This is a genomic window from Porifericola rhodea, from assembly GCF_030506305.1.
GTDB classification, from domain to species: domain Bacteria; phylum Bacteroidota; class Bacteroidia; order Cytophagales; family Cyclobacteriaceae; genus Catalinimonas; species Catalinimonas rhodea.
Map to the genome: position 1 here is coordinate 140,718 of NZ_CP119421.1, position 19,130 is coordinate 159,847.

Below are 19,130 nucleotides of genomic sequence, written 5' to 3' on the forward strand. Positions count from 1 at the left end.
GGCTTAAATCCAGTTGAGCTTTACATTTTCAATACGTTCTTCTTGCAAACGTTGCTTTAGTTCTTGTATAGGCTTTACATGTGCTGGAATTTTGTTTTCATGAGTTTCTACCAGCATGAGGTCTATTTTTTGATGAAGATTTTCATCAAAAATTTTGTTTAACAACTCAACTTCTGCCCCTTCTATATCCATTTTGAGCACAGAAATACGAGTATCAGACTGACGGATAAACTCAAGTAGATTGATGGTTGCTACCTCCACCGCATTTGACTCGCAAACATTAACTTTTTCTTTGATAATAGATGAACTGACTGTAAAATCTACATTTTTTCCTTCCTGACTCATATGGAGATAAAGGGTAACTGTACCTTCATTTATCCATACCGCCTTCTGAACACACTCTACCATAGGATATTGTAGAAACTTCTTTTCCAGTACCGAAAATGCTAAAGGATCGGGTTCAAAAGCAAAAATCTGAGCACCGGTTCTGGCAAATAAAGCAGAGATACTGCCTTGGTTGGCTCCACAGTCCAGGATAATAGTGTTACTCAGGTCCTGTTTAATTAAGGAGTAAAGTTTTACATAAGAGATGTAATAGGCTAGCTGGTTCAGTAGCTTCCTTTTCAGTTGTTGTATCATAATAGACAGGGTAGTTTTTCAGCGAGGCTGAATTTTAGTGATCAACTCTGAATATAATAATTATTCTGGAGAAGTACAGTTTAAGCTACTCAGAGACCGTTCAGGTATTGATTAATCATGTCAAGCTGAGCCGTAAGCCCTTTATATTTTAGACTCTCAGCAGACATAGAATGTAAAGCCCTAACTAATGCGGTTTGCTGTGCTTTAGAAAGCTCTGCTACCTTCTCAAAGTAGGTTCGTATGGTAAAAAACACTGCCTTACCTTCAAGCAACCCACTAAGTGTTTGCCTTTCTACTCTCACCCATAATTGCGGATGTTCAGGGTCAAATTGCCGCCCCTGCCAAAGTTCAGGTTTTACCCCTTCAGGAGAATGTGGGTGATGGTTTAAACGCCTGTCTGTAGCTAACCCCCAGGCGAATCGTACAAAAGTAGCCGCTCGTGTCAGACTATGAAGCATAGGCTGATAACGCTCTTTCATCCTGCTCATGTCCGCTACTGGTGCATGCACTGTAGAAAACGCTTTGCCTATCTTATCTTCTGCAGCCCAATGGTTAGGTGCGCAAAGGTGAATCAGAGACATAAAGTCACAGTCATCTTCTAATTGCCAAATGGCTACATCTTCCTGTATCTGACTGACCAGAGCGTCCAGCAGATTGATGTAACCTGAACTTACCATTGTGTGGTTATGCCTGTTAAAAACAATAATTTCTCCGCTAAGAATATTCTTGAGATGAGCCTCATGCTGATGGTTGTCTAAAACAAAGCAACGAGGATGATCTTGAAGTAAATGCCTAAGTATGAATTCCGCTGCCAGGAAGCCAGCTTCGGGGGAAAGTTTATGTTCCTGATAATATTTGTGGATGCTCTCTTCTCTGCAAGCCAGCTTATTGTGGTGGTAGTGGTACCAATTCTGATCTAGCTGAAAAAGCTGCCGATCAAGAGTTCCATTGCCAAAATCCGTTTCCAGTTTATGAAGACCGGGAGCAGTACTGTAGCTACCCGAAGCAAAAGGATAGTAATGGGCAGCAGGCATAAGATTTGGGCAAGACAACTCCATCTACTAATGGTAAAGAACTTAATCAATAAAGCAAATAGCAATAAAAAAAAGAAGGGCTGAGTTAATTGCTTGCACAACTAAAACAGCCCAGAAGAATTATTAATTAGCTATATGTAAACTATGCAAGTTTTACATTCACTGCATTAAGTCCTTTTCTTCCTTCTTCAAGTTCGTAAGTAACTTCGTCATTTTCTCTGATTTCGTCTACTAAACCAGATACATGTACAAAGTACTCCTTGCCTGTTTCATCGTCTTTTACGAATCCATAACCTTTAGACTCATTAAAAAACTTTACTGTTCCGTGATTCATGATATAAATTGATTTGTGATAATTGGTACTAATTAATTTTGGAGTACTCAAAAGGTTGAACAAATGAGTAATTCATTAGTTCGTTTTTTTTTCATTTTTTATGGCTGAAACTACATACATCAGCGCTCCTCCGGCAGCATGATATACTTCGTCTTCAAGAGCCTCCAGTATTTGATCTAACTTATTTACGTATTTTTTGTGATAATTCTCATAAAACTCCAGGTAATCCTTTCCCATTATAGAAAAATAGCTTTTGGTATCTACTCCTGATGGGGTAGAATGACTAGACTGTGCCCACTGTTGTAGCGTAGCTTGCTGTTCTCCTTTATCGTAGGGTGGATACATTGCTATTGCTTTATCAGATATTCTTACTTCAATATCTTTGAGTCCTGCCTGCGCCAATAAGCCAGGCAAAAGGTCTCCTAAAGAGTTATCTCCATGACCGTACTTCTTCTTTCCTTTCTCGTAAATCAGCGCGTACTTCACATGCTCCATGGTCTCTTCTATGCTGGCATCAGCAGAAAGAGAGCTACGTATAAGGTGTTGCACCTGATTGTTGGGTTCTGCACACAATAGAGTGCCACCCGGCTTAAGTACTCTTTGCATTTCTGCAATCACCATCTCAGGCTCCCTTACATGTATCAGTACTGTCTGGCAGCTAACCAGGTCAAAACTATTATCGCCATAGGGCAAACGATCAGCTGAAGCACAGTCAAACTGAAAACTCCCTCCTCTTTCCGAGAAATAACGCTCATGATCCTGAGCATATTCCGCCCAGTTTGGGTCGTTGTCTACAGCAAAGACTTTAGCGCCATCTGCAAGAAAAGGACAAAGCAACTTACTCCAATGGCAAAGACCACAGCCTACATCTAACATATCATTACACTGCTGTAGTGATAGTCGTGAGGCAAGTGTTTCCAAAAAGCTTTGGTTCCACCAATGATCCCGATAATTGTTGAAGTACTGAGCGGAATGCCCTGCTTTAATTTTCTTTTGCATACAGGCTGCTAACTACGAAACTTTCTTTTTGGAGCGGACGAACTATTATTTCTTTTTCTAAAATTAAACTTCTTTTTCTGTTCTCTGCCTGCTGTGCTTTGTTGCTGTTGCTGCTGCTCAGAGGGATTAATAGTACCCAATGGATAAGGGTGATCTTCTACCACCGCTATCCTCTGGTCGATAAGTTTATGTATACTTCTAAGATATGCTTTCTCCTCCTGATCGCAAAAAGAGTAGGCTACTCCTTCTGCACCAGCTCTACCAGTTCTCCCAATTCGGTGCACATAGGTCTCAGGAACATTAGGCAGCTCATAATTGATTACATGAGAGAGCTCATCCACATCAATACCCCTGGCAGCAATATCAGTCGCTACTAATACTCGCGTACGGCGATTTTTAAAATTTTTCAGTGCATTTTGTCTGGCATTTTGCGACTTATTGCCATGAATAGCTTCAGCCGTAATACCTTTCTTCATCAGGTCTTTGGTTACCTTATTAGCTCCATGTTTGGTGCGGGTAAATACCAGGGCACTGGCAATGCTATCGTCCTGCAGCAATATATGGTTAAGCAACGCTTTTTTATGCCCCTTGTCTACATAGTATACCGACTGCTGAATTGTTTCGGCAGTGGAAGATACCGGGGTAACTTCTACCTTTACCGGACTATCAAGTATGGTATCGGCTAGTTCCACTATATCTGGGGGCATGGTTGCCGAGAAGAAAAGGGTTTGCCTGTTTTTAGGCAGGCGAGCAATTACTCTTTTTACATCGTGTACAAAACCCATATCCAGCATACGGTCGGCTTCGTCTAATACGAAGAGTTCCAGGCTACGAAGATCTATAAAGCCTTGCTGCATCAGATCCAGAAGGCGGCCAGGAGTAGCAATCAGGGTATCAGGACCTTTTCTGAGAGCGTCTTGCTGAGCCTTCTGCGATACTCCTCCAAAGATAACGGTATGTCTTAAAGGCAGATGACGTCCATAAGCACTAAAGCTTTCTCCAATCTGGATCGCTAATTCCCTTGTTGGGGTTAAAATTAGTGAGCGGATAGGGTTTTTATGCTTTCCTCTTGGCTGTTTGTCTAAAAGTTGCAGTATAGGAATTGCGAAAGCCGCAGTTTTCCCGGTACCGGTTTGTGCACAGCCTAAAAGATCTTTTCCTTGTAATATAGCGGGTATGGATTGTGCCTGAATAGGCGTGGGTTTATCATAACCCTCCTGATCTAAGGCCTTTAAGATAGGCGCGATCAGGTTCAATTCTTTAAATGTCATTCGTAAGTATTATAGTAAGGCTGGCCTAAATACAAGAGGGTCAGTGAGACGGGATCTTATTCTCTAAAACAGCGCATTAATATTTTTACAGCTTTTGTTGCTGATGTTGTTATATACACAATTAAATCTCCAAGGTGGTTCCCTTGATCAAAAAAATCTATTCTTTTCTTAATGCAAAGGAAGGTATAAAAAATGCTTCTACAAAATAAAGCGGAAAAAGTATCTCAAACAAAATTTAATTTACTAAATCATTAGAATCCTTTCTGCCTGTAAATTAAGTAGTTAGATGCTATTTTAGCGTTCCTGCTTTTAAGCAGAAGTTTTTATTTTTGGCAAAAAAAAGCCTTCCTACTAAGTAGGAAGGCTCATTATCAGGACTAAAAATTTCCTGTTAGTCGTTCAGAGAGTTGATCCATGAAGCAATTTTCAGGGCTTCATCTCTAGGTACCTGAGGCATAGGAGGCATCTCAGTAGAGTAATCGCTCCAGTTTTCAGGCTTAGGATTGTAGATCAGGTCTACAATCTCTTCATCAGAATAATTACGCTTGGCAATTTCTTTAAAAGCAGGTCCTACCTGACGACTGTCTCTGTTATGGCAAGCAGTACAGGTATTGCTGGTTAATAAAGGCTCAATCTCGGCAAAAGTAGGAGCTGCTGCTTTTTGAGCCGCGGCCTTTTGTCCGGGACCATCTGGAGAAACCAGATTCTTAGGCGCTTCTTTTCTAGGCTTAGGCTTAGAAGTTTGCGCCGCAGAATTACGTGTACTTAGCTCACTCATCTGGAGTTTTTCTCCTTCAGGAATGTTATTAAGCGTATAATATGCTGTAGGGTGTACCAGAGAGTAGAAATTGTCTTTTTCTCTTACCCCTGCCAGGCGAATTGTGTGTACATAATGACGCTTAAGTCCATCCACTACTATACGGACTTTCATTCCGTCTTTAGAAACTTTTACTCCTTTTACAATAGCTTCGTTATTATCTACAGGCGGGCTACCGTATACCGGATGATACTTGTAGATATAGCTGTATACATCGTACGATGCAATATCTTCAGCAGACTTGCGGTCTACCGGGCGAGTAAACTCTACTTCAAACCCATCAGGCATAGCCTTTACGGTTTTCATTTCAAAAGGTACCTGTGTATTCCATACCAATCTCTGTAGTCCTTCATTCGCTGTACCAGCAGATCCCCATCCACGGTTGGTTTCACCCACAAACAAAGACTTATCATTTCCCCATGCCATACGTAGCACACCAGACTGGAAACCGCTTCTGAAATCAAAAGCTACTCCCTGGTATTCGCCATTAACTTCCTCCAGCACCACACGCATAATTTTACTCTGTCCCTGGTCTCCTACTAACAGTTGACCTTCAAAAGGACCAAAGTGATCGTCAGGTATTGGAAGAATCTCCGAGTTAGAGATACCCAAAATACCATGAGGCAACCATACTGCTGGTAACTTCAGTTCAGGAAAATCATCCTTTAGTTCGTATAGAGCTGTGTAATCTTCGTTTTGTACGTTTTCTGGCTTAATATATCTGCCATTCTCATTTTTCACCTTGCGAGGATCTACTTTCGCATACAAATCCTCTGCTTTCAGGTCAAGAGGTGTATTAGGCATATCTGTCCAGCGAAGTCCGGCGGGGTGACCTACAAAGTCTCCTTTTTCTACATGCCATACACCACCAGAACCCATCCAGTCACCTTGGTTATCGGTATAGAAAAGCTCACCATCAATAAGGCCAAGACCAGCAGGTGAACGCATACCAGTAGCAAAAGGCTCCATATTTCCTTCAGGGTCAATTTTCATAACCCAACCTCTCCATGGCACTCTACTTTCACCTCTCCACCATTCCTCTGAGCCAAATGCAACATTGGCGGAAACGAAGAATGATCCGTCTGAAGTAATTTTAGGACCAAAGCTGTACTCATGGTAGTGGGCAGACAAAGGCCAGGAGTATACAGTTTCGTATACATCTGCTTTACCATCTTTGTTGGTATCTTCCAGGCGAGTAAGCTCGCCACGCTGAGCACAGTAGAAAGAGCCATCTTTGTAGCTCAGACCTAGTATTTCATGCAAACCTGAAGCAAACAGACGGAAAAAAGGCTGACTGCTGGTTGGATTTTCAATGATATACACATCACCTCTTCGAGTAGATATTCCCAGGTCACCATTAGGCAGCACTGTTAAACCGCCTACTTCTAATAACACACCTTCTGGCACCGGCACATTCATGATGCTGAAGTAATCTTCTTCTTTAGGAGATTCCTGCGCTTGGGAAGCATAAGGAATAGCAAGCAGGCCCAGAAGAACCAAAGACATGCAAGCCTGAAATAACTTTATATGCTTAGATATCATGTTAGTATTTAATTTTTTTCTCAAAGCTTCAATTAAGCTCAATACAGATTTAGAAAATGATAGAGTAGCTTAACTTATTCTGAATAGGCATGATAAGCTGCTGCTTGCCATTAGCCTCACGAACTACAGGCTCTGCTTCACCTGCACTCTCAACTTTGAGGTAATAAGCCTTATCATCTACCGCGTACATACCATTTTCCATAGCTTCTATATTGTTACCTTCTGCCAGGCGTACAAAGAGGTTATTGGCCGAACCTTCCAGGCTAAGTTCACGACGCAGACCTTTGCCTCCCTCAGCTACGCGAATCTCGTCATTTACCATCACGCCGTTTAATAGGTAACGGAAAGTTGGCTGGTTTTCCTGATCCATTGTATAGCCTTTTGGACGAAGCTGAGTAGTGTCGTTTTTCCAGCTCTCACTAGAAGAAGCAAGATTGGCTAAAGTAACCACCGGGCTACTCAGGTGCTGCACGGCTCCCATAGGACGGCTGGTTCCGTTACCCCTGTTGTACCACATTGGGGTAGCATCTAAAAATTTGCCTCTCCAAGCCTGCACAATAGTACCATGATTTAAATCGTAGGTGTAATGAATCTGCTCAGGGCTTCCTACGGAAATAGCATGAGTTACAACTTCATTGTTGGGCAATCTCATAAAGCTTCTAAGTGTGGTATTCACCGGAGCTTCTTTGAGGATGGGGTTGGTAGAATTGCTCTTCTTAAAATCTTCTTCGTCACTAATGATGGTCTGACGTAAAGAAGGAGAAGATACTGTTAATCCTAAAGCAGGATTTACCCAGCTTACATGCTTGTAGTAAAGCAGCTCAAAAGGCACACTACCTTCGCTCAGTTTTACAGTAGCCTCGCCATCGTTATTTACTTTGCTGATGATTTCTTTCCCATCTACTTTAAAAGTACCAACTCCTCCGGGTACAGTCAGATTGAAGGTATACTCATTAGCTTTCTTCACTTCCATTTTACCAATGTAGCGAATCAGTAACTGATTGGCTTTAGAAGGCAGGTTAGAAGTTAGGATAGCTGAAGTACCTGAAACATCTGCTTTTAAAGAGTTGTAGTCTGGCTCTTCTTCAAACTCACCTTCGTAGATGCTGTACTTTAGGTCAGAAAGTGTAGGGTAGTTTTCATCTATAAGGGTATACTTAATATTTTTGAAAGCTACCGCACCGTGGTCTCCCTGGATACGGATGGGTCCTTTAGCAACTTCTTTAGCAGCCATAGCCCCACGAGTAGGCCCCTGCAGCTCTACATTTTCGTGTATGGTTACGCCATTCAGTTTTATAGAAAGAATCTTGGCATTTTCAGTTTTGTTGCCTTGCGCATCAAAGCGGGGTGCCTGAAATGAAATTTTCATATGCTGCCATAGCCCGGGAGCTTTACTCACATTCTGGCGTGGCGGAAATCCCTGATATCCTTTCTGGCCTTCAGGCTTGCTATCATCCCAACGCTCATAGATACCACCATTATCTCCTGAAGAAGGATACTTTTTACCCCAGCTATCCAGAAGCTGTATCTCGTACATACCTTGTAGGTATAGTCCAGAGTTAGAGCCCTGGGCCATCATATAGTCAAACTCTAGATCTATATCCCCGTGCTCAAAATTAGTATAAAGGTCTTTACCATGTCTACGCTTGGTAGGCTGGTTTACTAATACGCCTGTCCCTTTAGTAGTCTCCAGACTGTTTTTCTCCTCCAGATTTGCAGAAACGCTTCCTGCTACAGACCAGGTTTTAGCCGGATCTTTGAAAGCCGACAAATCGTTTAGCTCAAGCTCTTCTGTCTGCCCAAAAGCGATATGCGTGATCAACATTACTGTCATAACACCTGACGCAATACGCTGCAGACATCGTCTGAAATAATCAAATTGTTGTGTTTGCATTTGCAATTCAATGATAAGGTTAGAATACAAAAATCCTTGAGCGTGTATGTACACGCCCAATCTCCATAGAGGCTTTTAATATTTTATCAAATATAAATTATTTCCTTAAGTATCACCTAAACTAGTTTAGCTGTTCTCTTTTTTCCTGAAATACATCCAGTCTAGGTTCATGAGGCGGGCTCCCTCTGGCCCTTTAAATACCAGATAGAGTTTATGCTCTCCCTGGCTAGGCTTCACTGTTGCTGTAAACGAAGAATATCCTTTGCCATTGCCCTGCGGCCTTACATTTACTTCTCCTATTTTTGGTCCATCGGCTTTATCCAGATGAATTTCTATCGTTCCTGCATTTGCGACTTCAGCATAAAAATCTATGGCCGAAATATTTGTCAGGTCTATATTGCTGTAGCCCATATAAGAGCCTTGCTGTATACCACTTACATACGCAAAGTCACCGCCATTCGGTCTCAGCCTTGCTACCTGATTAAAGTCTTCGTAAGCTTCGGCCTGCACTCGGGGATGACGTAGACTAATCATTTTTCGTGCAGAGAGTGGGGGCATATCGTTAGCACCGCGGTCAGTATAATTGACGATTAAGAAATAGCTCCCATCTTCCCCTGTACCCTGGTGGAGGTTAAGCTTCAGGTTTCCTTCTATGCCTACGCTACCACTCACTTGCTGATCACCATCGGCTAGAGAGAGTATGTACTTTACCATTTCTGTTGTTTCTTCTTTAGTATGCTGAGGGTGAGCTGCCATCAGGCTGTGCCCCCAGTTACCATTTCCACCGGTAATAATTTTCATAGCCAGCCTATCTATTGCTCCTGCCTCTTTATGATAGCGTTCTGCAATAGCCTGATAGCTTGGCCCGATAGACTCTTCTTCTAAAGCGTGGCAAGACTTACAATCACTTCCATCAATCAGGTTTTTGCCTTTGAGTAGAGGCGACACTATAGCGTTAGCCCCTAACAGGGCCAGGTCTTTACTTTCCTGGAGGTAGTCAAAATGAACACGCACATTTTCCGGTGCTATGCTACCATTAGCACTTGTACCATCTTCTGCGTCTGAAACCACTACCTTGTAGTTTAAGGTTTCGTCATCATAGAAAAAGCTTCTGTTACCACTCACTTCTATATCAATTTCGGGACGAGCATTGCCGACACGTATCTCCAGCTGCGTAGTAGCACTTTTACCGGCCTTATCCATAACTTTTAAAGTTGGGTGGTATACTCCTGTGTTTTCAAAGGTATATGAAGCTTCAGCACCACTTGCCTGCACCTCGTCTTCAGTAAATGACCATTCATAAGTTAGCTCATCATCTTTATCATAATCAAATGACTGACTAGCAGAAAAATGAACCTCTAACGGGGAAGCACCTGCTTTTTTATCAGCCTGTATGTCGGCAACTGGTTTACGGTTGCCTTCAGCATATTCTATCTTTACGAGGCGAGCTTCGTCATTGTCGGCAAAATAGTTAGCTCCGTACTCTAATAAGTAGAGCGCACCATCTGGGCCAAACTCCATATCAATAGGCTTGGACAGGGGCATATCCTCCATAAAAGGCTCAATTTTGATGGGCTCATGATTTTCGTCAAAGCTTACCACTTTAATCCAGCTACGTGCCCATTCATAAATAAATAGCTTGCCATCGTAGTAATCAGGAAATTTAACAGTGGAGTGAGGGTAACGGTCAGCATAATAGACCGGCCCGGCCATAGCACTTCTGGAGCCTGTTCCCAGATTAGGCCATTGTTCTGACTCGCCATATGGGTACCAGATCATGGCTGACTGTGCGGGAGGAAGAATGCGGCTTCCATAGTTATTGGGCGACTCATTGATTGGCATTTCTGCCTTAAAGTACTCGCCTGGTGTATCTGTAGTAAAGTCCCAGTCGGGATAAGCTTTATTGTCTGCCACAAAGTATGGCCAGCCATAATTGCCAGCTTTCTTTGCTCTGTTCCATTCGTCATAACTTTGTGGGCCCTGTATACCATCTTTCCCCACGTCCGGCCCTACATCTCCCCAGTATACCCAGCCATACTTCCAGTCTACCGAAATACGGAAGGGATTACGCGCTCCCATCACAAAGATTTCCGGACGGCCTTTAGAGCCATCTTTAGGAAAAAGGTTACCCGTTGGGATATCGTAACTCCCATCATCATTTACTCTGATCCTTAGTATTTTACCTCTCAGGTCGTGTGTATTTCCAGAAGATTTTTGTGCATCCCAGGGACTACGGCCCGGACGCTCATCCAAAGGAGAGTAACCATTGGAAGCCTTAGAGCTGGTGTTATCTCCGGTAGAAAGCCAAAGTAAACCATCGGGACCAAACTGAATAGAACCTCCTGAGTGGCAGCAGGTTTCACGCTGTACTGCTACATCAAGAATCTTTTTTTCGCTAGCCATAATGAGGCTATCCTCTGACATATAAAAGCGAGAAAGGCGCTGTACAGAATCTGTACCGGCAGGCGAGTAATAAATAAACACTCTGCGATTATGATGAAACCTGGGATCTACAGCAATGCCCAGCATGCCATCTTCATAGTTTCCTTCAGTGCTTACATCAAAATTGGCTAGAAGTTTTACCTCGCGGGTTTCTGGATTGTACTGTTTTACATTACCTCTACGCTCAATGTAAATGACTTTACCATCAGGCATTATATCCATCTCCATAGGCTCATTCAGCTGATCGTCCAGCACTATTCGGGTAAAGCGACTTTCTTCAGGCACCTTTTTACTTCTGGCTCTTGCAAAGTCTACTTTGTTATCAGCAATTGCATAATTGAATATTTCTGTGAGCTCGGTCTCGCTAAGTTCAGTATAGGTACTGGCAAAGCTAAGGTGTCCACCATCATAAGCCTGCTGCTGTATTTTTTTAGGAGCTGAATTTGTGCTTGCCTTAGCTACCTGCATTTGCTGAGCATGATCGCTCTCCTGCCAATGACTAAGTAAAATAGTATGCCAGGGCCACTGGTACTCAGGAGCAATATCAGTCCCCAAGCAAATTAAACCTCCTCCAGCCTGCACATAGCGTTCAATCGCATTTTGATGTCTGTGGGAAAGCTTTTTTCCATTGATATCTAAAAACGCAATACTGCTGTAATGCTGTAAAGTGTCTTCTTTAATCAGTTGTATCTGAGTAGTGGTATCTACTTTAATCGCCTCCTTTTCAGCAACTGACAGTACTTTACTTAAAAAATCAGCCTGTACATTGTCCTTCGGAAGTAGTAGAATAATTTTTTTCTCAGATAAGCCTTGAGAGCATGAGGCAAGAAGTATTAAAAGATATATGAAGTAGGGGAAATACTTTTTCATGATAGGTTATGGGTTCACTCTGCTAACAATCTGCCAAATGTAAAGATTCGCTGAATAGAATAAAATGACAACAGCTTTGTATTTATCTACTATTTTATTCCTTTGGTAGATTTCTAATGTTCAAACTGTTGGATCCATTGCTGGTACATTTGCTCTAGTTTCTTCACTTTATCCGGGTATTGATCTTCCAGATTTTTCATCTCTCCTACATCTTCAGACAAATTGCTTAGAAAATACTTTTGCCCCTCTGCAATAGGCCCTTTTTCACTGGTATCATGTGGATTGCCAATTAATTTCCAGTCTCCCTGTCTTACCAGCCATTGCTTTCCAGAAGCCCAGTAGAATGTATCGCGTACAGCTTTGGCCTCTTTAGACTTTAAGATGGGCACTATACTCTTGCCATCCAGGTCTGGCTGAGTAAGGGGGACCTGACAAAGCTCCGCAATAGTTGGGTACCAGTCTACGCCCACACCCATATGATCACGCACCTCTCCTTCAGGTAGGTTTCCAGGCCAGCTGATAATCGCAGGCACTCTGATTCCACCTTCAAACAAGCTAAATTTAGCGCCACGATAGGGTCCGGCACTACCACCTCCGCCAAAAGTACGCTGTTCAGTAGAGTGCCCATGATCTGACATGAGGATAATGATGGTATTTTCTCTTAGCCCCAGTTCATCTATTTTAGCTACTACTTGTCCTATTTTTTCATCAGTAGTAGAAACGAAAGCAGCATACTCTCTTCGGGGTGAAGGTAAGTGCTGGTAATGATCTCTCCACTTTTGCTGTCCCTGTAGGGGGTAATGCGGCGTATTGATAGCCCAATACATAAAAAAGGGCTTTTCTTGGTGCTTTTCTATAAACTTAGCAGCCTCATCTACCATCAGGTCAGGAAAAAAAGTACCATCATGAAACACTTCTTCTCCATTTTTCCAGAGATCGTGGCGGTTAGGCCCGTTCCAGTAGAAGTAATGCGAATAATTATCTATACAGCCTCCCATATGCCCAAAGGAGTAGTCGAAGCCCTGAGCATTAGGCATGGTTTCTTCAGTGTAACCTAAATGCCATTTACCAATATGAGCGGTTGCGTACCCAGCCTTTTTCAACATTTCAGCCATAGTAATCTGTTCAGTAGGCATGCCGGCATGACCTTCCTGAGAAGATGCATTTCCGGGAAGCCCCGCTCTCTGAGGTACCTTACCGGTAAGTAATCCGGCACGAGAGGGAGAGCATACAGGAGCAGCCGCATAAAACTGGGTAAAGCGAATACCAGAAGCAGCCAGGGCATCCATATGTGGAGTGGTAAGATCAGTAGCACCATAACAGTTCATGTCTATGCTTCCCTGATCATCGGTATATATGAGAACTACATTAGGCTGTCTTTCCTGAGCAAAAATCAAAGAAGATATAAGAAGAAAGAAAAGGCTGGTGCTATACTTTACTAAATCCATGCTAAGCTTGATTGCTATGATCTGATCTCTTACGGGAGCGAAAAAACAGGGAGCTCAGAGAACTCCCTGACCCAAAAGGGATTTCAAACCACGAATATTGAGTCTACAATACTAAAAAGTATTGGCGAAATGAGGAAAATAAATGTGATGTATTTACAAATATTTTAACTCAGACCAGCCTCTTTTAAAAGTTTTCTAATCTCATCCAAATCTTTTTTCATTACCTCTTTGGTACGAGAAAGTTTTTCTTTTTCACTTAGCTGGCGATTTTCTTCCGGCATCGGATACTCGTAATGCACTGACATCGGGCCACTTATATTCATTTGTTTGAGCAAACTAAAGAATGTCTTAAAATCAACCATACCCTCTCCTATTGGCGTATTATAAACACTCCATTTTCCATTTACTTTCTCCCAACGAAAATCTTTGATCACCAAAGTATTAATATGGGGTTGTATAAACTGCAAACTTATTGGCCAGGCCTGTCCTCCTTCTACAGTCGCATGCCTGATATCATACTGATTGCCAAGATGGGGCGAATTTATTTCTGTTAACACTTTAGCCAAATCCCAGATAGGCGCACCCATATAATGCCTGCCAGAGTGGTTCTGGTAAGACCCATAAAGCCCCAGCTTTTGGTTAAAGTGAGCCAGTTTGTCCAGTTTCTTTTTACAGTCGTTCAAAAAATCCGGAATATTAACCTGATCTGGGTATTTTAACCAATTTGTCCTGTAGTATTGTATGCCTAGCTCACTGGCAGTTTGTAGCAGTTTTTTGTTGTGCCCTACATCGGGATCAACCAATGCGGTAGTCATCATTTTTGCCTGTAGCCCCTGCTTTTTGATTGCTTCCACTGCTCTGGGTAGGTCTGTGGCTACATTTTCTGGCAACACATGCCCCTTAGGACGAACAGCCAGATCTACTCCATCAAAACCTATTTCTGCCACTGCCTCCGCTGCATGATCGTAGTCTAAAAACTGAAGATGCTTAGAAAACACATGTAAGCTGATAGGCTCCTGCTTTTTTTGGGGTCTGGCTATTGCTGCTACTGAAGGTGTCGGTAGTGCCAGGGCCGCACTACCTGTTGCCAGTATTCCTAAAAAGTTTCTTCTGCTGTTGTGGAATTCTTTTTCCATAGGTTGTTGTGTATGATTGAAAAAATTGTGTCTACATTTCTGGTAATGCAAAAGCTATATAAGTGTCAGATCGCTTATCTGTGACTTTACCGCCACCGGCAGCTATCACAATATACTGTTTTCCATCCACTTCGTAGGTTGCGGGCGTTGCCATTCCTGCTGCCGGCAACTTGTACTTCCAAAGCTCTTTGCCGTTATCTTTATCAAAAGCACGTATGTATTCGTCTTTGGTAGCTCCAATAAAAACCAAGCCTCCTGCAGTTACAATAGGACCTCCGTAATTTTCTGTACCAGTCTTAGGTATACCTTTCTTCGTCAGTTCTTCAAACTCACCTAGCGGAACCGACCAAAGTATTTCACCTTCATTAAGATCAATAGCGTTGAGTGTGCCCCAGGGAGGCTTTACCGCAGGGTAACCTTCTGAATCTACAAAACGATTGTAGCCTGTATGGTTGTAGCGCATGTTCGCAACATTCGGTTTTTGTTGCTGTTTTTTCATAGCCGTTTTTTTAAGTTGCATCTGCTCACCATCCTTTTTACCAATAAGGTATTGCGAGAGGGCTTCAATCTGGCTATCCTGTAAGAACGCGAATGAAGGCATAGCCCCCCTTCCGTTAGAGACTACCGCTTTAAACTCCTCATGGCTCAGCCTTTTCTTCACGTTTTTCAGTTCAGGGGCACTTCCATGAAAATTACTTCCCTGCAACTCAGCACCATGACATCCCATGCAATTCGCCTGGTATACACTTTTGCCCAGCGCCAGCATATCTTCTACACCTGCGTCTTTTACTTCTCGCATGGTAAGCACAAAGGGCATTTCGTTAGCATTGACATAAAGGATACCGCTAGCGGGGTCATAAGCCGCACCTCCCCACTCCCCTCCGCCATCAAAGCCAGGAAAAATCATAGTACCTTCAGTGCTGGGTGGCACAAACTGCCCATTGGAGCGAAGACGCTTGAATACTGCCAGTAGAGAATCTTTATCTTTAGAATAAGGGTTAATGTCTGCCTCAGTAAACTCCTGGCGGGCAAAAGGTGGAGGCAGTAAAGGCAGTGGTTGAGTAGGCCATGTTTTTTCTCCTGTCAGATCAGATTCAGGGTAGTGCTTTTCTTCTACCGGAAAGAAGGGCTCTCCGGTTACTCTATCCAATACGTAAATATGTCCAGACTTGGTAATTTGCGCCAGGGCATCTATGGTTTTACCTTCTTTTTGTAAGCTTACCAGGTTAGGAGGTGCCGGCAGGTCGCGGTCCCAGAGATCGTGGTGAACGGTCTGGAAGTGCCATATTCTTTTGCCGGTATTGGCATCCAGTGCCAGTATGCTATTAGCAAAAAGGTTTTGACCTTTGCGGTTGCCGCCGTAAAAATCAAAAGCAGCAGAACCGGTAGGCACGTAGACTATCCCTCTTTCTTCATCTATACTCATACCTGCCCAGTTATTGGCACCACCTGCCGTTAGGTAAGCATTTGGGTCTTCCCAGCTGTCGTAGCCATATTCATCGGGCTGAGGAATCGTACGAAACATCCATTTTTGATCTCCTGTTCGGATATCAAAAGCACGAATATGTCCAGGAGCGGCAGGAAGCCTTTCCGCATTTAGCGCACCCATAATTAGTAAATCCTGATATACGGTTCCCGGCGTGTGGTAACGGTAGTTTAAACCTGCAATATCTCTTCCCAAACCCTGCATGAGGTCTACTCTTCCCCCTTCGCCAAACGTACTGATAAGACTACCCTCATTGGCATCTAAAGCATATAGGTACTGATCTGCAGTAAACAATATTCTTTGTTCGCTACCACTCTCCCAGTATACTAAACCACGGCTAAAACTGCTATTATCTGTTCCTTCGTAAGGGTTGAACTCCCATATGCGCGCTCCATTTGTAGCATTTACAGCAAAGATTTTAAGCCCTGGAGATATGCCGTACAACACATTACCAATAATAAGGGGATTGGCCTGTATATAGTTGTCGTTACCTTTTCCCTGCTGACCTGCATGGTATGTCCAGGCTACCTCCAGTTGACCTATATTACTTTTGTTGATCTGGTCTAGTAGCGAATAATGAGAACGTGAGGGGTCTCCTAAATAGCTACTCCACTCAGTATAATTTTTCTGAGACCTTTCGCTGAGTCCGTCGGTTTTAGAGGAGCAGGATGAGCATAACAGGACTGAAAAAACCAGCCCCCAAGAGAGGTGATAGGTTAGATGCATCTTCAGGTAAATAGATTGGCTAAAACACCATAATACAGCACTCAATTTTTGTATTTTAATTGGAAAAGCAAAATACTAAAGTGAATTAATCACAAATTATTTCACTTACATTCTCCTCACTTACAGGCATTTATTAATAACCAGGAGCACAAACCCGGTACTTTGTTTCTTTTTCTGGCTACTGTTATCAAATTACAAGAGGGCTAAAGCCATATCATCTGACCCCTAACTTACTTATTTTAGCAAAAATCAACTAACTTAACTTTTAAGGACTACACACTTAACACTATGAAGCAGCAGATGTATTTGTATGTTTTTTTTGTTCTATGCCCACTTTTACTCTATGCGCAGGAAAAACAGCCGATAGTTACCTCAGACCTTCTTAAAATAAAGACTGCACAGCAGCTTAGCATATCCCCATACGGTAATCGTGCGGTATATGTAGTACGCAGTATTGCTCAGGATGAAGAACAAAACTATAAGTATCATCAGCATCTGTGGATGGCCGATCTTAATAAAGATAATCCTGCTGTACAGCAACTTACTTTTGGAGATAGATATGATAGCCAGCCTTCCTGGTCGCCAGACGGTTCTAAAATCGCTTTTGTGCGAAAGCATCAAGATAAAAACCAGATTTGGATACTTCCTCTCAGCGGCGGAGAAGCCTATTTACTAACAACTACCAAGTATGGAGCATCGCAACCACAATGGTCTCCCGATGGCAAGCTGATATTATTTAGCTCAAATATACCTCTGGAAGACATAAGAGGCTCTCCCTCCTGGAATATGGAACGTCCTGGTCGTACTTTTGGAGATACTCCTAACTTTAAAAAGGACAGCACTGCTGAATCCCATTTAAGCCCTGATGGAGACCTGAACGCTCTGCGTGCATGGCTAGCGAAAAACGCTCGTCAGGAGAACCCTGTGGTCATTAACCGATTAGATTTTCAAGGAGAATTAGGGCTGGATAACCACTTTACTTTTCAGCACTTATTTATTGTTGAAGCTCATAAAGAGGCCAAAGCCAGAAAGCTTACGCAGGGTTTTCAAAACTACCGCTCTCCAGCATGGTCTCCTGATGGCAGTACGATAGTCTGTAGCTCTGTAGCCTATCAGCAGTTGCCCGATCGGGAATCAGGCAGTGAAATATGGGAAATACAACTAGCTGATAGCAGTGCTAAAGTCCTGCTACGTATGGCAGATACACGACTATACAATCCTAGCTACTCACCCGATGGAGAACGAATAGCTTTTACAGCAGCCAGTTCCAAAGATATTACTTATGCTCAAACAGAGCTAGGCATAGCCCTTGCAGATGGAAGTAAAGCAGAGATATTAAGCCAGAATTTTGATCGCCGTATTGGTAACATTAGCTGGTCTCAAGATGGAAAAAGTTTGTTATTTACTGCCTCTAACGAAGGTTATACCCCACTCTACAGCATAAATATACGAAATGGTAAAACAGATCTGCTTCTGGGAGAAAAACAGGGGGTGCATGATTATGATGTTCACGAAGAGATTATTGTTTATGCTGCTACTGAGCTTAATGCACCTTACGAACTTTATGTAGCCAATACAAACGGCAGAGATATACAGAAACTCAGCACTCTTAATACAGACTGGCTTGCGAATAAATCTATAGCGCAAGCACAGCGCCACACTATTAAAAATGAGGGGCACGAAGTAGAATACTGGCTTATGGAGCCAGTAAGGCGACAGAAAAATGTTAAGTATCCTGTAGTATTAGAAATGCACGGTGGCCCTTCTTCCATGTGGGGCCCAGGCGAGTTTAGCATGTGGCATGAGTTTCAGTTGTTGTGTAGTTGGGGCTATGCGGTTGTATATGCTAACCCTATAGGCAGTAGCGGCTACGGAGACGAGTTTCGCAGAGCAAATTACCAGAACTGGGGAGAAGGTCCGGCAGGTGATGTGCTGGCAGCCCTGGATGATGCGCTCCAACAAAACTCCTGGCTGGACCAGAGCCAGCAATTTATTACCGGAGGCAGCTATGCCGGCTACCTTACTGCATGGATAGTCTCTCAAAACCAACGCTTTAATGCGGCGGTTGCACAAAGAGGAGTATATGAGTTGGCTTTTTTCTTTGGTGAAGGAAATGCATGGCGACTCGTTCCTGATCATTTTGGAGGCTACCCCTGGGAGGCTGAAGCAAAACAAGCTATGGATGCCAACTCCCCCCAGAATTTTGTAGCTAACATACAGACTCCTTTACTTATCATGCATGCAGATACCGATCTAAGAACTGGTGTTCGCCAGTCTGAACTCTTGTACAAAAGCTTAAAAGTGCTCAAGCGTCCGGTAGAATATGTGCGCTACCCAGGGGAAGGTCACGAGTTATCACGCTCTGGTAATCCCTTAAGGCGCTTGGACAGGCTTAACCGTATTGTAGAGTTTTTTGAACGATACGCTGAGCATCCTTCGCCTCCTGCTGCCACTCAATTAGCCCCTGCAGGAAAATAAACCATACATAACCC

12 protein-coding genes are annotated in these 19,130 nt (G+C 43.1%); 1 reads left to right on the forward strand and 11 read right to left on the reverse strand.

Annotated features, from left to right (window positions below):
* Positions 1 to 3 precede the first annotated feature (3 nt).
* The 11 genes from PZB74_RS00630 to PZB74_RS00680 all read right to left on the reverse strand — a co-directional run bounded on the left by PZB74_RS00630 (position 4) and on the right by PZB74_RS00680 (position 16,638).
* Complete coding sequence (locus PZB74_RS00630) at positions 4 to 639, reverse strand: FkbM family methyltransferase (protein ID WP_302239925.1); 636 nt, start codon at positions 637 to 639, stop codon at positions 4 to 6.
* 89 nt (positions 640 to 728) lie between these two features.
* Positions 729 to 1,697 carry a heme-dependent oxidative N-demethylase subunit alpha family protein gene (locus PZB74_RS00635; RefSeq protein ID WP_302239927.1) on the reverse strand — a complete coding sequence of 323 codons (969 nt, stop codon included), beginning with the start codon at positions 1,695 to 1,697 and terminating at the stop codon, positions 729 to 731.
* Positions 1,698 to 1,815: 118 nt separating this feature from the next.
* On the reverse strand, positions 1,816 to 2,007 hold the full coding sequence (locus PZB74_RS00640; protein ID WP_302239929.1) for a cold-shock protein: 192 nt from the start codon (positions 2,005 to 2,007) through the stop codon (positions 1,816 to 1,818).
* A gap of 75 nt (positions 2,008 to 2,082) precedes the next feature.
* The gene (locus PZB74_RS00645) at positions 2,083 to 3,006 is read right to left on the reverse strand and encodes a class I SAM-dependent methyltransferase (RefSeq protein ID WP_302239931.1); all 924 of its coding nucleotides are present in this window, start codon (positions 3,004 to 3,006) and stop codon (positions 2,083 to 2,085) included.
* 8 nt (positions 3,007 to 3,014) lie between these two features.
* Entirely contained in the window at positions 3,015 to 4,277 is a 1,263-nt protein-coding gene (locus tag PZB74_RS00650; RefSeq protein ID WP_302239932.1) for a DEAD/DEAH box helicase, read from the reverse strand.
* Between the two features lie 391 nt (positions 4,278 to 4,668).
* Positions 4,669 to 6,636 (reverse strand): hypothetical protein, encoded by a 1,968-nt coding sequence (locus PZB74_RS00655; RefSeq protein WP_436837121.1) that lies wholly within the window; start codon positions 6,634 to 6,636, stop codon positions 4,669 to 4,671.
* Positions 6,637 to 6,685: 49 nt separating this feature from the next.
* Entirely contained in the window at positions 6,686 to 8,530 is a 1,845-nt protein-coding gene (locus tag PZB74_RS00660) for a 3-keto-disaccharide hydrolase (RefSeq protein ID WP_302239934.1), read from the reverse strand.
* A 126-nt stretch (positions 8,531 to 8,656) separates the two neighbouring features.
* Entirely contained in the window at positions 8,657 to 11,842 is a 3,186-nt protein-coding gene (locus PZB74_RS00665) for a PQQ-dependent sugar dehydrogenase (protein WP_302239936.1), read from the reverse strand.
* A gap of 113 nt (positions 11,843 to 11,955) precedes the next feature.
* Entirely contained in the window at positions 11,956 to 13,290 is a 1,335-nt protein-coding gene (locus PZB74_RS00670; RefSeq protein ID WP_302239938.1) for a sulfatase, read from the reverse strand.
* A 164-nt stretch (positions 13,291 to 13,454) separates the two neighbouring features.
* A complete protein-coding gene (locus PZB74_RS00675) occupies positions 13,455 to 14,426 on the reverse strand; it encodes a sugar phosphate isomerase/epimerase family protein (protein WP_302239940.1) in 972 nt (323 codons plus the stop codon).
* A 31-nt stretch (positions 14,427 to 14,457) separates the two neighbouring features.
* The gene (locus PZB74_RS00680) at positions 14,458 to 16,638 is read right to left on the reverse strand and encodes an outer membrane protein assembly factor BamB family protein (protein WP_302239942.1); all 2,181 of its coding nucleotides are present in this window, start codon (positions 16,636 to 16,638) and stop codon (positions 14,458 to 14,460) included.
* 288 nt (positions 16,639 to 16,926) lie between these two features.
* On the opposite strand from PZB74_RS00680, the gene PZB74_RS00685 reads away from it, so the two are divergent.
* A complete protein-coding gene (locus PZB74_RS00685; RefSeq protein ID WP_302239944.1) occupies positions 16,927 to 19,116 on the forward strand; it encodes a S9 family peptidase in 2,190 nt (729 codons plus the stop codon).
* Positions 19,117 to 19,130: the final 14 nt, after the last annotated feature.